Raw genomic sequence first — 14,123 nt, forward strand, 5'->3', positions numbered from 1 at the left:
AAAATTGATTCTGGATCACTTTAGAATGTTTGTCTTACCTTTTCATCTGTCACACATTCAGTTTCTCCATTTTCTATAGTTACAAAAGCAATTTTATTTTTTCCGAATAAAACTTTTAACCTCTCTGATCTTATAGAAACAGAGGTAATCTTAGCTTTTCTTTTTCTGCAATTCTTAATGACATCTGCTTTCCATTTGATACTATCATTCTGAACTGCTACTAAAATTTCACTATTCTTTTCTATATAAAATGTTATTCCTCCCGAATATTCCATTCCTTCTAGCTTTACCATCTGACTATAATCAGCTTTTGATGTTTTTTGAGCGTTCATATCTTGAAATCCCAATAAAGCAATCAGTATAAGAAAAGTGACTTTTTTCATTAATTACACATTCGTATTAATTGACATCAAATATTTTTTAGGAGTTGTGGCAAACTTTTTCTTGAAAGCCGCTATAAAGTGACTTCCTGTGCTGTAGCCAATCTTCAACCCTACTTCATTTACATTATATGATCCGCTATCTAATAGTTTACGGGCGAAATCCATTTTGTAATCAAATAGAAAACCGTAAACTGTGTCGCCATAAATTTGTTTGAAACCCATTTTAAGTTTTTTCAAATTCAAACCAATTTCATCTGCCAATTCCTGTAAACCTGGAGGTTCGGCCATATTCGCGATAATGATTTCTTTGGCTTTTCTAATTTTTAGAACGTTATCTTCATCAATCAAAAACGGACATTGTTCTGCGTTTGGATCTTCGGTTCTATTAAAATATAAACTCAGCAATTCGTATCCTTTTCCTTTATAATAAAGATTTTTTATCGACGGATGTAAGTTATAATGAAACAGTTGACTCAAAACAATCGCCATCGACGGACTAATATTTCCTTCGTTATAATACTTTTTGTCTTTATTGTCCGGACTTAAAAAAGTAATATAGTCTGCTTCTGCAGAAAACAACGCGTGAAATTTCTTAATCGAAACAATTACAGAGATTACCCACGAATTTGGAGCCAACTCTAAATTCAATGGTAATTCTTTCTGCGGATTGTACAAAAGCAACGATTTTTCTTCTTTCAAATCTAAAGCATAACTGCCCTGATTGAATAAAAATTTGGCATTGCCTTTTATCCCGAAATGAAACTGTATCAGGCCACTACCCACTTCGTGCTGTCCGAAAAAAGATTCTGAACTGTCATTCTGAAAACGAATAAGCGTAAAGTCGTCTTCAATTTTAATAATTTCCTGAGAACTCATAGCGATATTTTTTTAGTACAAAAATCAGGACAATTGCAATATCTTATTTAGAATCACTCTAAACAAAACATTTCTAACGAGCTGATTTTGCTACAAAAGTACTTCTTTTTGCATAAAAACAGATGTTTAGAAACAAAAAAACATGTAGCGATACAAAAAGTACTTTGAGCGTTACTTTTATAACCACTATAGTAATAATTTTGTTGCACTTTTATGAAAGTGAATTTATGGAAAACAATAACGTACCGAAACATCTCTATTTTTATTCAGTTGGTTTAAGCTATAAAAAAGCTGATGCTGAGGTAAGAGGTCAATTTAGTTTGGATGCAATTGCAAAAACGCGCTTGCTGGAACAGGCTAAAAGTGAAGGAATAGAAAGTTTAATTGTCACTTCGACTTGCAATAGAACCGAGATCTATGGTTTTGCTGAACACCCTTTTCAATTAATAAAACTAATTTGTGATAACAGCAACGGTTCTGTTGATGCTTTTCAGAAAGTTGGTTTTGTCTATAAAAATCAAGAAGCTATTGGTCATATGTTTCGCGTAGGAACTGGTTTAGACAGTCAGATCTTAGGCGATTTTGAGATTATATCTCAAATTAAGACCAGTTTTGCACATTCAAAATCTTTAGGTTTAGCGAATGCTTTCTTAGAAAGATTAGTAAATGCTGTGATTCAGGCGAGTAAAAAAATCAAAAACGAAACGGAGATTAGTTCAGGCGCAACATCAGTTTCTTTTGCATCGGTACAATACATTCTTAAAAATGTAGAAGATATTGGTAATAAAAATATTTTACTTTTTGGAACAGGAAAAATTGGAAGAAATACTTGCGAAAATCTTGTAAAACATACCAAAAACGAACATATTACTTTAATAAACAGAACAAAAGATAAGGCGGAGAAATTAGCCGGAAAACTAAATTTGATTGTTAAAGATTATTCAGAGTTACATCTGGAACTTCAAAAAGCCGATGTTGTGGTTGTCGCTACAGGTGCTCAAAACCCAACGGTTGACAAAGCAATTTTAAATCTAAAGAAACCTTTATTGATTTTAGATTTATCAATTCCGAAAAACGTTAATGAAAATGTAGAGGAATTAGAAGGCGTAACTTTGATTCATATGGATTATTTGTCGCAACTGACAGATGAGACTCTAGAAAACAGAAAATTACATATTCCTGCTGCGGAGGCTATTATAGAAGAAGTAAAAGAGGAATTCGTTACCTGGACAAAAGGAAGAAAATTTGCTCCAACTATTAATGCTTTAAAAGAAAAACTAAACGAGATTAAAGTTTCTGAATTAGATTTTCAAAGCAGAAAAATAGCCGATTTTAATGAAGCTCAAGCTGAAATCATCAGCAACAGAATCATCCAGAAAATCACTACACATTTCGCAAATCATTTAAAAGACGACAGCACCATGGTCGATGAAAGCATCGAATGGATCGAAAAAGTCTTTAAGATAAAAGCATCTTAATAAAATCAAATTTTAAACCATATAAGTTCATTTAATAAAACTGATGTTTTTACACAAACTGCTTAAATTTACTTATATAACTTATATGGTTCAAGAAACAAAAAATGGCTGAAAAAACAATCAGAATTGGAACTCGCGATAGCGAATTAGCACTTTGGCAAGCACATACTGTCGAAAAAAAACTAAACGACTTAGGTTATAAAACCGAGATTGTTGCGGTGAAATCTACAGGCGATATTATTCTTGACAAACCTCTTTACGAACTTGGTATTACCGGAATCTTTACTAAAACCTTAGACATTGCCATGATCAATGGTAGTATTGATATTGCGGTTCATTCCATGAAAGATGTTCCAACGGCTTTACCAAAAGGTATTGTTCAGGCGGCAGTTTTAGAAAGAGCCAATGTTTTAGACATTTTAGTTCATAAAGGCAATCCTGATTTTGCCAATCCAAGTACGATTGCAACGGGAAGTTTACGTCGTCAGGCGCAATGGTTCAACAAATATCCTAATCATACAGTAGTTGATTTACGTGGAAACGTAAACACACGTATGCAAAAACTAGAAGACAATAACTGGGACGGAGCTGTTTTTGCTGCTGCAGGTTTGGAGCGCATTAACCTTAAACCAGGAAATTATATAGATTTAGATTGGATGATTCCTGCACCGGCACAAGGCGCAATGCTTGTTGTGGCGATGGAAAATGACAATTATACGCTGGACGCTCTTTCTCAATTGAATCATATCGAAACTGAAATTTGCACGTATATCGAACGTCAGTTTTTAAGAACTCTTGAAGGTGGTTGTACGGCGCCAATTGGAGCTTTAGTAAATTATAATGAAGACGAAGACACTTTACATTTTCAAGGTGTTTTACTTTCTGTTGATGGAAAACAAAAATTGGAAATCGACAAAACGGTTGACATTTCTGAATGGAAAAAACTAGGTTTCTTCGCTGCTCAGGAAATCCTGAACAATGGCGGAGCTGAATTGATGGCATCTATTAAAGAATCTTTAAAAAAATAATGAGTAAATCAATTCAAATATTATCTACTAAAAAGCTGTCGGGCGAACAAAAACAAGCATTGGTAAAAGCCAATATTGAAGTTATCGAAGCTGATTTTATTCAAACTCAAAACAAACCTTTCGAACTAAAAGACCTCAACGAAAATCTGATTTTTACGAGTCAGAATGCAGTTCATAGTGTTTTATCGAATCCTGATTCGGAAAAACTGAAAAGCAAAAATGTATTTTGTGTAGGTTTAAAAACCAAAATTCTATTATCTGAAAATGGTTTTAATGTTGTGGCTTACACAGGTTATGCCGCTGATCTAGCAGAAATTATCACTTTGATTTACCGTAGCGAAAGCTATACTTTTTTTAGCGGAAACCTTCGAAGAGAAACATTACCAAAAGCATTAAAAGATGCTGATGTCAAATTGAATGAAATTCAGGTTTATGATACGTCACTAGTTCCTCAGAAAATAAAAACTACCGTAGATGGAATTTTATTTTTTAGTCCTTCTGGCGTTGAAAGTTATTTGAAAGACAATACGATTAAGAAAGAAAAATGCTTTTGCATAGGAGAAACAACCGCAGAAGCTTTAGATAAAATTACCAAAAACATCATCATTGCAGATCAACCAACGGTTGAAGACGTAATCGAAGATGTGATTAACGAATATAAATAAAAACCTTTGTGACTTTGTCCCTTTGTGGCTTTGCACCTAAAATAAAAAACATGTTAAAAAACGACCTATTTTTAAAAGCATTAAAAGGAGAAACTGTTCAACGTCCGCCAGTATGGATGATGCGTCAAGCCGGAAGATATTTACCGGAATTTATCGCTTTGCGTGATAAATATGATTTCTTCACTCGTTGTCAGACTCCTGAATTGGCTGCTGAAATTACTGTTCAGCCAATTCGCAGAATTGCTCCGGATGCTGCAATTTTATTCTCAGATATCCTGGTTGTTCCGCAAGCAATGGGAATCGAAGTTTTAATGAAAGAGAATTTTGGTCCGTTTTTACCAAATCCAATTCGTTCATTGGCAGATGTTCATAGAGTTTATGTTCCGGACATTCAGGAGAGTTTAGGTTATGTAATGGATGCCATTAAATTGACTAAAGAAATGCTGAACGACGAAGTGCCATTAATTGGTTTCGCTGGTTCGCCTTGGACAATTTTCTGTTATGCTGTTGAAGGAAAAGGTTCTAAAAGTTTTGATACTGCAAAGGGATTCTGCTTCTCAAACCCAGCTGCAGCACATACTTTATTACAAAAAATTACAGACACTACTATTTTATACTTAAAAGAAAAAGTAAAAGCGGGTGTTGATGCCGTTCAGATTTTTGATTCTTGGGGAGGAATGCTTTCTCCGGTTGATTATCAGGAATTTTCATGGAAATACATCAACCAAATCGTTGAAGCTTTAGCTGATCACGCTCCGGTTATTGTTTTCGGAAAAGGATGTTGGTTTGCTCTTGGAGAAATGGGCAAAAGTAGAGCTTCGGCATTAGGAGTTGACTGGACTTGTTCGGCTAGAAATGCTCGTTATTTGTCTGGAGGAAATATTACTTTACAAGGAAATTTCGATCCGTCAAGATTGCTTTCTCCAATTCCAACCATCAAAAAAATGGTTCACGAAATGATCGACGAGTTCGGAAAAGATAAATATGTTGTAAATTTAGGTCACGGAATTTTACCAAATATCCCTGTAGATCACGCAAAAGCGTTTATTGACGCGGTTAAGGAATACGGGAACTAACTAGTTTTTCAGTAATCAGTCGCAGTTTTCAGTCTCATTTTAAAACTGAAAACTGCAACTTAGACTGAAAACTAAAAAAACCATATCCTAAATGTTTGCAAACATAAGCTTCACCAGAAATTCTCCATTTTCTTTTATAGAATATGCTTTTCAGGCATATTATGCGACCGTATTTTTGATGGTTTGGTTACATCCCGAAGAACATAATGTGAGTTTGATAAATGATTTAGCTATTTTAATGGCTTTTGAGTTTATCATGGTACATTCAGGAGTTTTTATGGCAGTTATGCCTAAAAAGCTATCGCTTTTCGTGTTTTTCCCCATGTACGGACTGTTTGCATTAGCATTTCATCATTCTGTAATCAATACAAATATTTTATACATTTATTTGTTAACGGTACTTAACCGAATGCGGTTTGCTTTTTCGGATGTAAGTCCTGAAGTTCGCGCTTTACAAATAGGAAAATCTGTTGCCAAAGCAATGTTTTATTTCTTTTTAATTTTTGCGGTATCATTTGGAAATGGAATAATTCCGAAGTTTGGATTAACGGATGAATTTTTAGAAAAATCTCACTATTTTGATACTGTAAAATCAAGCGGATTATTTATAGAAAAACCATACGTACCAATATCTATGGGATTTATCTATTACTCTGTGCCAGTTTTGTATTTTATTTACCGAACCATTAAAAGCTTTGGCAGAAATAAAAACAATTCTTTTCAGGAAGAGAGATTAATCTTTAGTAAAACAACATACAGCGAGAAGTTTAAATCGGATAAAAGATAAGAAATCATGCTCAACAAAGGCTTAAGAGACGAGGAAAGTATTAGAATAGAAAACACGCTACGAACTTTGCATGCGTTAATTTTTGTTCCAAAGTTTTGGAATGCCGAAGATACAAGCCTTATCGATGAGCAACTTAAAAGTTTTGGTTTAAGCTTAGAAAGAACCATTGAAATTCCTGAAGAAGAGTTGATTCTTTTATTGCAAAGATGTCATCTCGACTGGAATCAACAGGAGGAATTTGCAGATATTTTAATAGGCTTATCTCATGAAAAACAATTCGATTTTCTAGCAAAGGCACTTGCTATTTACCAATATATTCAGCAGGAAAGCAAGGTTTTTTCTTTTGGAATAAATACTAAAATTGCTGCGGCTAAAAACAAATAGAGATGAGTTTTACAGATTTCAAAATAGAAACAATTAACGATATTCTTCCGGAAGAGTTTTATAACCTCATCGAAAAGAATAAAACTCATATCGAAAAGACTTTTCCGGTAACACTTTCACATTGTCTGGATCTTAAAAAAACAAAGCAGTTTATTAGTTTCAATCAAGATAAAGAAAATCATAAAGAAGGATATTATTTCTATCCAAGAGATATGAAAACCAATGCCTTAATTGGTTATTTGTGTATAAAAAGCATTGATAACGATAAAGCAAAATGCGAGTTGGGTTATTTTGTTGATCAAGATTATCAGGGAAAAGGAATCACCTCAAAAGTAGTTTCAGAAACTTTAGATTTTTGTTTTAATACTTTAAAAATGAATAAAGTTTTTATTTGTACTTCAAAAATCAATACTGCAAGTCAGCAAATTGCTTTGAAACATGACTTTAAACAAGAAGGAATTTTAAGAGATGAATTCAAAAATGGCGACGGAACATTAGAAGATGTCGTTTACTTTGGATTGCTTAAATCAGAATATAATAAACAGTAAGCTTATTAAAAACATGGAAAATCAGTGGGTTACAAATTGTAACTAACTGAAATCTTAAAAGAAAACAGGTAAAAAAGTAGTCAATAAATTAAATACTATTGATTATTTGGGAAACAAAAAAGGATTGGAATAATGAAAGATAAATTTTACGCATACATACAAAAGCTACAAGATCAAATTTGTGCCGGACTAGAAGCCGTTGACGGAACTACAAAATTCCGCGAAGATCTTTGGAAACGTCCTGAAGGCGGCGGCGGAAGAACCCGTGTTATTGAAAACGGAAATGTTTTCGAAAAAGGCGGTGTAAACATTTCAGCCGTTCACGGAAAATTACCCGAAGCCATGCAAAAGATGTTTGGCGTTGGTGAAGCAGATTTTTTTGCCTGTGGATTAAGTTTGGTTTTACACCCAAAAAATCCAATGGCCCCAACGGTTCATGCCAATTGGCGTTATTTTGAAATGTATGATGAATCCGGAAAAGTAATCGAACAATGGTTTGGTGGCGGACAGGATTTAACGCCTTATTATTTGTTTGAAGAAGATGCAAAACACTTTCATCAAATTTGTAAAACGGCTTGCGATAAACACAATTCGGAATTTTATCCAAAATATAAAAAACAATGCGACGCTTATTTCTGGAATGCACATAGAAACGAAGCCCGCGGAATTGGTGGTTTATTCTTTGATTATTGCAAAGCAAATGAGCAAATGTCGATGGAAGATTGGTACAATTTCGTAACCGAAGTTGGTAATAGTTTCCTTGAAGCTTATGTTCCAATCGTAGAACGAAGAAAAAATTTAGAATATACTCCGGAAAACAGAACATGGCAGGAAATCCGTCGTGGACGTTATGTTGAGTTTAATCTGGTTCACGATAAAGGAACATTATTCGGTTTAAAAACCAACGGAAGAATCGAGAGTATTTTGATGAGTTTACCTCCGCATGTGCAGTGGGTTTATGATCATCATGCCGAAGCCGGAAGTGAAGAGGAAAAATTAGTAAATGTGTTAGAAAATCCGATTGATTGGGTTTAATATTTATACACGAATTTATATTGTTATAAATATGTCGCTCCGCTGGAGCTCAAGATCTTTTTCGACAATTCATTTCTAGAGATATTTCGCCCCGCTGGAACTTTTGAACATTTTGCTATAAATATGTCGCTCCGCTGGAGCTCAAAATCTTTTCGACAATTCATTTCCAGAGATATTTCGCTCCGCTGGAGCTTTTGAACAATACCCTATAATTTTTGCTATAAATATATCGTCCCTCTGGGACTGGATGTAGATTACGTTTTATAAAAGCTCCGGAGGAGCGATATATTTATAGCATAATATATTACCATTCACATAAAGCCCCAGAGGGGTGACATGTTTATAGCAAAAATATTAGCATTCAAATAAAGCTCCGGAGGAGCGATATATTTATAGCACAATATATTCCATTCACATAAAGCCCCAGAGAGGTGACATATTTATAACAAAATTATTACCATTTAAATAAAGCTCCAGCGGAGCGGTATATTTATAACACAATTTATTCCCGTTCACATAAAGCCCCGGAGGGGTGACATATTTATAACTATCAACAGGATTAAACATCAATATTTTTATAATAAAAAAGAAATATTTATCCTACAAATTAAATTTATTAATTAGTTTTACTATCAATAAATTTTAATTAAAAAATGGCAAATACTTACTCTCAGCTATACATTCAAATTGTTTTTGCAGTAAAGGGAAGGCAAAACTTAATATCAAAAAATAATAAAGACGAGATTTATAAATATATCACAGGAATCATTACCAATCACAAACAAAAACTGATTGTCATTAACGGAATGCCAGATCATATTCATATCTTAGTTGGAATAAAACCGGATATCTCATTGTCTGATTTAGTAAGGGACATTAAATCAAATTCATCCAAATTTATAAATGAACAAAAATGGATAAATGGAAAATTTGAATGGCAAATTGGTTTTGGTGCTTTTTCATACGGACATTCACAATTGGCCAATGTTATAAAATACATTGAAAACCAAGAAAAACATCATAAAACAAAAACATTCAGAGAAGAATATATCGCATTTTTAAAACTATTCAATATTGATTTTAAAAATGAATATCTTTTTGAAGACGTTTAATATATAGCTCCGCTGGAGCACGTTATAATTATTATTATAAAAATGAACTCCAAACTGATTTACATAGCGTTTTTTGCCAGCATTTTTGGATGTTTTGCCCAAAACGATTCACTGCAAAATCCTTATTTTAAATCGTATAATGATAAAATTACTGGAAGCATTTATTATTTAGATACTTCAAATAGTTTTCAGATTGCTTCAGGCACTCAGGATTCAGAAACATTTGTTAACCTTATACCGAATAGAAGGGAACAGATTGGTTTTAATCTGAATTATAAAATCATTGATATTTCTGTTGGTTTTGCACCAAAATTTCTAAGTCAGAACAAAGGCGATTCCAATTCCAAGCATTTTAATTTCAATACCCGTTTTTATTATAAAAAATGGATGCAGTCGTTTACTTTTATCAATCAAAAAGGATTTTATATCAGTGATGATAATATAACGGCACAATTGCCCGATATGCGTACTACAAAAATTGGCGGAACGACGGCTTATGTTTTCAATAATAAATTTTCTTTTAAAACTTTGGTAAGTCAAAACGAATGGCAGACCAAAAGTTCCGGAAGTTTTATTCCTACTTTCTCGTTTTATTACACCAATATCGATTTAAACACTCCAGATGCAACACCCGGAGATATTTACGTTTTTACTTTAGCTCCATCCTATTTCTATAATTTTGTAATTAGTAACAGGGTTTTAATTGGTGCCGGAGTTGCTTTAGGCGTTGGACTTAATGATATAAATGGAGATTCATCAGCCTTATATCAAGCCGATTTCAATTTAAAACTGGCATACAATAATGATCGTTTCTTTGCTTTTGCAAGTATTAATTCTACAAGTTTTGCTCAGGACGATAAGGTCAATCCACGACTGAATGATAATATCGCTACTTTAAAACTTTCTGCAGGTTACCGATTTGATCCTCCCAAAAAAGTAAAAGAGGTTTATGACAAGGTAAATCAGAAAATAGGTCTGTGATATTCATTATCTTTAAATCTTCATTCTAAAAATCTAAAATATAACGATATGAAAAATAGAGAAAGATACATAGCACAGTTAAACCGTATGCATTCCGGAAAAGGATTTATCGCCGCACTGGATCAAAGTGGCGGAAGCACTCCAAAAGCTTTAGCTCAATATGGCATTCAGGAAAGCAGTTTCTCTAACGATGAAGAAATGTATACGCTTGTACATGAAATGAGAACCCGCATTATCAAAAGTCCTGCATTTGATCGCGAATATATACTGGGTGCTATTTTGTTTGAAAACACGATGGATCGCAAAATCGACGACCAATGGACAGCAGATTATTTGTGGGAGAAAAAAAACATCGTGCCTTTTTTAAAAGTCGATAAAGGGCTTGCTGATCTTGCAAATGGCGTACAATTGATGAAGCCTATTTCTAATTTAGATGAATTGCTGACACGTGCCGTAGAACGAAATGTTTTTGGAACCAAAATGCGTTCTGTGATTAAGGAAGCAAATGCAACAGGAATTCGTGAAGTAGTCGAACAACAATTTGCAGTAGGTTTACAAATCTTCGAAAAAGGACTTATTCCTATTATTGAGCCTGAAGTTGATATTTATAGTGCTGATAAAGCAAAATCAGAAGAGATTTTAAAAGAAGAAATCAAAAAACAACTTGATTTATTGGGCAAAGAGGTAAAAGTAATGTTGAAATTATCGATTCCAACTGTGAATGATTTTTATAAAGAATTAATCTCAGATCCGCATGTGGTGCGTGTTGTAGCATTGTCTGGTGGATATGGACAGGATGAAGCCAATGAAAAACTGTCTCAAAACCACGGATTAATTGCCAGTTTTTCAAGAGCATTGTCTGAAGGACTTACCGCTGGCCAGTCTGATGACGACTTCAACACTAAACTTGGCAAAACGATTAAGGAAATTTATGCCGCTTCTATAACATAATCGATTCATCTTTACATAAAAAAATCCCCGAAAGTATCAATTTTCGGGGATTTTGTATTTTATAGATTTAAAACTACTTAGACGATAATTCCTGCGCGAAATCTAAAGTTTGCAGGATAATGTTTTTATCTGATTTCACAGCGTTTAACTTAAACGCGAAAACCAATTTATTGTTAATTAGCTTTTTAGGAGATTCAATTGTTACAGCTGAGAATTGCTCCGAAAATTTGCTGAATTTCCCAAAATCCGAAGATTTAATTTCACCTGATTTTCCAAACGCATTTATTAGTTCCGCCATATTCAGTTTTCCGAACATATAATTTTTCTTCAAATCCTTTTTGGCTTCACCAGAAAATGTACCGTTTTTTCCATTAAAATAATCCGGCGTATTGGCGATTACAATTACATCTTTGTCTTTTTTGATGAAGATCTCTCCGTAATCTTGTGTACCCGCAATAGTGTATGAATTTCCATTTGGAACTAACACTTTTTTACGAACGCCCAATTGCATCAATTTATCAGCAAAAGTAAGATGTGTCGAAGTAAATATCACAGAAAATAACGGAACCGATTTTTTAGTTTTTTTATCGGTTATTTTCTCTTCATAATTTTCATCGTATTCGTATGATTTGGTTACAACCTCAATTTCCTTGAAACCATATAAAAATGCGCTTAAATCACCATCAAAAAGTGTTGCGGTGGCCTCTTCATCAACAATTGTCGAAATTAAATCGGTAACAATAGCAATATCTTCTTTTATCAATTTTGGACTTTGAAATATATCTGCTGTCAAAGACGGAAAATTTTCCAAAGCCGCTCTTGTATTTAAGTGATAAGACATATAGCCCAACGGTTTTTGAGCCGGGAAATAATTAAACACATTCTTGTTGATCTTTCTATTGGTGATTTTGCTAACCACCTCAGCAAGTTCCGGCGAATATTCGACAACCTCCTCTACGCGCGCATTATTGTTGTCAAAGTAAAAGTCAAGGTTAATGCCTTTTATAAAATTTCCGAAGTTTTTCTGCATTGGCAAAAACTTATCATAACCTCCAAAAATCGACATTGGATAATTGTATACAGAATATAAACTTGTCATTGCAGCGCTGTAATTTATCCAGGACGAAATATCAGCATTCGAATTTATCTTTTCTGAAGTTGGTGCAGTAAATCCGTTTTCGAATAACGATTTTATAATCTGATTCAATTTTTCTGTTTGTTCCAGATCAAAAGTAGCTTGCTGAATCGTATACGGTGCGCTTGCGGTACCCTCTTGTTCCCCATTATACGGAACCGGAGCTTCTTCAATCGCAATTGGAGCATCATTTGCAGGAGTATCAATCGTAATTGAATTTTCGTCAGATTTATTTTCGTCATAAACCTCATCAACAGCAATAGAATCCTGCCAAACTGCTTCACTTTCGGTGGTATAAAAACGCGAAGGAAGTCTTTGGGTTAGTTCCAGAATAACCAGGTAATTATCGTTCCAGGCGAAGATTTTCTTTTTGGTTTTTGCATTAAAAACAGCATATTTACCCAGATCCTGAATCTGTACATTTCGTGCTAAATCGTTTCCAAATTCCTTTATGATAAATTGTTTAACGGCTTCTTTACTTTTTACAGGAATCGTAACCTGATAATACGGAATACTGTCTGAGAATTTTCCGTGAATGGTAATTTTTTGATCTAACTGAATAAGCGAAGTATATTTAGTAAAATCTAAATCCGGTTTTTTAGCGCTGTATTTGGTTATGATTGGATGATTCAAAATTTCGGCAACGCTCACTTTTTTAGAAAGCTGATTTCCGTTAAACTGAACAAAATAATCGTATTCGTTTTTATTAATCTGACCAAAAGTCAAATACGTGGCAAGTAATAAAAGTAAAGTATAAAATTGCTTCATAATCAAGGCGTTAATTGGATTGTATTATTCATTAAAGTTGATTTTTTTAAAACGCTGTACATGCTTTGTTTTAAAAAAACCGTTTTCTTATTTTTTGAAATCTTGCTGTTGGCATTCTCTACAGACTGAACATCTTTATCGAAAGTGTAAATGGCAATAATATTCGCCTCTTCAAGATCTTTCTTTTTCTTAGGATCTTTAACCACTTTTTCGGGAACGGGATAAGAGGCAATTCTTTCGAAATTTTTTACGCTTCCGCTAAAGTGAATCTGATCGTGCTGATTGTTGATCGTATTCACCACGGCGTTAAGTGCTTTTAGATTGGTATAATTCAGTTTGATGATAAAAACATAACTATCAAAATCAGCTTTTGTGGTTACGTTCGAAATTCCGTCAATTTTTAATGCCTTAGTTTTAAAGTCTTCCAGCTTTTGGGAGATTTCCTGTTCGTTTGGGATTTTTACGCCATCGACTTCTTCGAGAAAAATTGCGGATTTTGTTTTAAACCATGATTTCGAAAAGTCGACCATCAAAGTATATTCACCACTTTGATCGTCGTGATGTTTGATTCTTTCTGTTATTTCAAAACAACTTGTTAAGAGCAAACAGCAGCAGAAAGCGAGAAATTTCTTCATTAGACAAATTTAGACCGAAAATATTTTAAAAACCAAATCTTAGTAAATTTCTTAAAACCAAACATCCGAAAACTCTAAATTTTTAGATAATATTAACGGATTCAAGGTTGGCTAACGTCCTTATTCTGTTCCTTTTTCTTTAACTTTGCACTGCTTCAAAAAAGTAAAACAATCTTCAAAAAAAATAAAAAAACAACTGTAGTTTTTAGAACAAGGGTGAATCGATCTGTTTTCAAAAAAAATCAGGTTAGAAAATCTGAAATCTAAAATCTAAAAATCTA

At 33.6% G+C, this 14,123-nt stretch carries 15 protein-coding genes; 11 read left to right on the plus strand and 4 right to left on the minus strand.

Translation table 11 applies throughout. The features are described 5' to 3' along the window. Positions 1 to 20 precede the first annotated feature (20 nt). Complete coding sequence (locus L0669_RS04815) at positions 21 to 383, minus strand: hypothetical protein (RefSeq protein WP_263761739.1); 363 nt, start codon at positions 381 to 383, stop codon at positions 21 to 23. A 3-nt stretch (positions 384 to 386) separates the two neighbouring features. After that, entirely contained in the window at positions 387 to 1,259 is an 873-nt protein-coding gene (locus tag L0669_RS04820; protein ID WP_173968896.1) for a helix-turn-helix domain-containing protein, read from the minus strand. A gap of 227 nt (positions 1,260 to 1,486) precedes the next feature. On the opposite strand from L0669_RS04820, the gene hemA reads away from it, so the two are divergent. From hemA to L0669_RS04875, 11 genes are all read left to right on the plus strand, one after another. Next, positions 1,487 to 2,737 carry a glutamyl-tRNA reductase gene (gene hemA, locus L0669_RS04825; RefSeq protein ID WP_263761741.1) on the plus strand — a complete coding sequence of 417 codons (1,251 nt, stop codon included), beginning with the start codon at positions 1,487 to 1,489 and terminating at the stop codon, positions 2,735 to 2,737. A 104-nt stretch (positions 2,738 to 2,841) separates the two neighbouring features. After that, positions 2,842 to 3,765 carry a hydroxymethylbilane synthase gene (gene hemC, locus L0669_RS04830; RefSeq protein ID WP_263761744.1) on the plus strand — a complete coding sequence of 308 codons (924 nt, stop codon included), beginning with the start codon at positions 2,842 to 2,844 and terminating at the stop codon, positions 3,763 to 3,765. Then, a complete protein-coding gene (locus L0669_RS04835; protein WP_263761745.1) occupies positions 3,765 to 4,430 on the plus strand; it encodes a uroporphyrinogen-III synthase in 666 nt (221 codons plus the stop codon). Before hemC ends, L0669_RS04835 begins: the two co-directional genes overlap by 1 nt. Before the next feature lie 50 nt (positions 4,431 to 4,480). Next, positions 4,481 to 5,506, plus strand: a complete 1,026-nt coding sequence (gene hemE, locus L0669_RS04840; RefSeq protein ID WP_041520396.1) for a uroporphyrinogen decarboxylase — start codon at positions 4,481 to 4,483, stop codon at positions 5,504 to 5,506. Positions 5,507 to 5,597: 91 nt separating this feature from the next. After that, positions 5,598 to 6,293, plus strand: a complete 696-nt coding sequence (locus L0669_RS04845) for a hypothetical protein (RefSeq protein WP_263761747.1) — start codon at positions 5,598 to 5,600, stop codon at positions 6,291 to 6,293. 6 nt (positions 6,294 to 6,299) lie between these two features. Then, positions 6,300 to 6,677 carry a hypothetical protein gene (locus tag L0669_RS04850; protein ID WP_263761749.1) on the plus strand — a complete coding sequence of 126 codons (378 nt, stop codon included), beginning with the start codon at positions 6,300 to 6,302 and terminating at the stop codon, positions 6,675 to 6,677. Between the two features lie 2 nt (positions 6,678 to 6,679). After that, the gene (locus tag L0669_RS04855; protein ID WP_263761751.1) at positions 6,680 to 7,225 is read left to right on the plus strand and encodes a GNAT family N-acetyltransferase; all 546 of its coding nucleotides are present in this window, start codon (positions 6,680 to 6,682) and stop codon (positions 7,223 to 7,225) included. 132 nt (positions 7,226 to 7,357) lie between these two features. Next, complete coding sequence (hemF, locus tag L0669_RS04860) at positions 7,358 to 8,260, plus strand: oxygen-dependent coproporphyrinogen oxidase (RefSeq protein ID WP_263761753.1); 903 nt, start codon at positions 7,358 to 7,360, stop codon at positions 8,258 to 8,260. 653 nt (positions 8,261 to 8,913) lie between these two features. Continuing rightward, a complete protein-coding gene (tnpA, locus tag L0669_RS04865; RefSeq protein WP_263761755.1) occupies positions 8,914 to 9,372 on the plus strand; it encodes an IS200/IS605 family transposase in 459 nt (152 codons plus the stop codon). 42 nt (positions 9,373 to 9,414) lie between these two features. Further along, entirely contained in the window at positions 9,415 to 10,353 is a 939-nt protein-coding gene (locus L0669_RS04870) for a DUF4421 domain-containing protein (protein WP_263761758.1), read from the plus strand. Between the two features lie 48 nt (positions 10,354 to 10,401). Continuing rightward, positions 10,402 to 11,304 carry a fructose bisphosphate aldolase gene (locus L0669_RS04875; RefSeq protein ID WP_263761760.1) on the plus strand — a complete coding sequence of 301 codons (903 nt, stop codon included), beginning with the start codon at positions 10,402 to 10,404 and terminating at the stop codon, positions 11,302 to 11,304. A gap of 73 nt (positions 11,305 to 11,377) precedes the next feature. Here L0669_RS04875 and L0669_RS04880 read toward each other — a convergent pair whose 3' ends face one another. Both L0669_RS04880 and L0669_RS04885 read right to left on the minus strand, forming a co-directional pair. Next, the gene (locus tag L0669_RS04880; RefSeq protein ID WP_263761762.1) at positions 11,378 to 13,207 is read right to left on the minus strand and encodes a hypothetical protein; all 1,830 of its coding nucleotides are present in this window, start codon (positions 13,205 to 13,207) and stop codon (positions 11,378 to 11,380) included. 2 nt (positions 13,208 to 13,209) lie between these two features. Then, complete coding sequence (locus L0669_RS04885) at positions 13,210 to 13,842, minus strand: hypothetical protein (protein WP_263761764.1); 633 nt, start codon at positions 13,840 to 13,842, stop codon at positions 13,210 to 13,212. Positions 13,843 to 14,123: the final 281 nt, after the last annotated feature.

Source organism: Flavobacterium bizetiae, from assembly GCF_024271895.1.
Taxonomy (GTDB): Bacteria; Bacteroidota; Bacteroidia; order Flavobacteriales; family Flavobacteriaceae; genus Flavobacterium; species Flavobacterium bizetiae.

Bases quoted from the DNA above. Each gene is read 5' to 3' on its own strand.
- L0669_RS04815 (WP_263761739.1), bottom strand. From the start codon at position 383: ATGAAAAAAGTCACTTTTCTTATACTGATTGCTTTATTGGGATTTCAA.
- L0669_RS04820 (WP_173968896.1), bottom strand. From the start codon at position 1,259: ATGAGTTCTCAGGAAATTATTAAAATTGAAGACGACTTTACGCTTATT.
- hemA (WP_263761741.1), top strand. From the start codon at position 1,487: ATGGAAAACAATAACGTACCGAAACATCTCTATTTTTATTCAGTTGGT.
- hemC (WP_263761744.1), top strand. From the start codon at position 2,842: ATGGCTGAAAAAACAATCAGAATTGGAACTCGCGATAGCGAATTAGCA.
- L0669_RS04835 (WP_263761745.1), top strand. From the start codon at position 3,765: ATGAGTAAATCAATTCAAATATTATCTACTAAAAAGCTGTCGGGCGAA.
- hemE (WP_041520396.1), top strand. From the start codon at position 4,481: ATGTTAAAAAACGACCTATTTTTAAAAGCATTAAAAGGAGAAACTGTT.
- L0669_RS04845 (WP_263761747.1), top strand. From the start codon at position 5,598: ATGTTTGCAAACATAAGCTTCACCAGAAATTCTCCATTTTCTTTTATA.
- L0669_RS04850 (WP_263761749.1), top strand. From the start codon at position 6,300: ATGCTCAACAAAGGCTTAAGAGACGAGGAAAGTATTAGAATAGAAAAC.
- L0669_RS04855 (WP_263761751.1), top strand. From the start codon at position 6,680: ATGAGTTTTACAGATTTCAAAATAGAAACAATTAACGATATTCTTCCG.
- hemF (WP_263761753.1), top strand. From the start codon at position 7,358: ATGAAAGATAAATTTTACGCATACATACAAAAGCTACAAGATCAAATT.
- tnpA (WP_263761755.1), top strand. From the start codon at position 8,914: ATGGCAAATACTTACTCTCAGCTATACATTCAAATTGTTTTTGCAGTA.
- L0669_RS04870 (WP_263761758.1), top strand. From the start codon at position 9,415: ATGAACTCCAAACTGATTTACATAGCGTTTTTTGCCAGCATTTTTGGA.
- L0669_RS04875 (WP_263761760.1), top strand. From the start codon at position 10,402: ATGAAAAATAGAGAAAGATACATAGCACAGTTAAACCGTATGCATTCC.
- L0669_RS04880 (WP_263761762.1), bottom strand. From the start codon at position 13,207: ATGAAGCAATTTTATACTTTACTTTTATTACTTGCCACGTATTTGACT.
- L0669_RS04885 (WP_263761764.1), bottom strand. From the start codon at position 13,842: ATGAAGAAATTTCTCGCTTTCTGCTGCTGTTTGCTCTTAACAAGTTGT.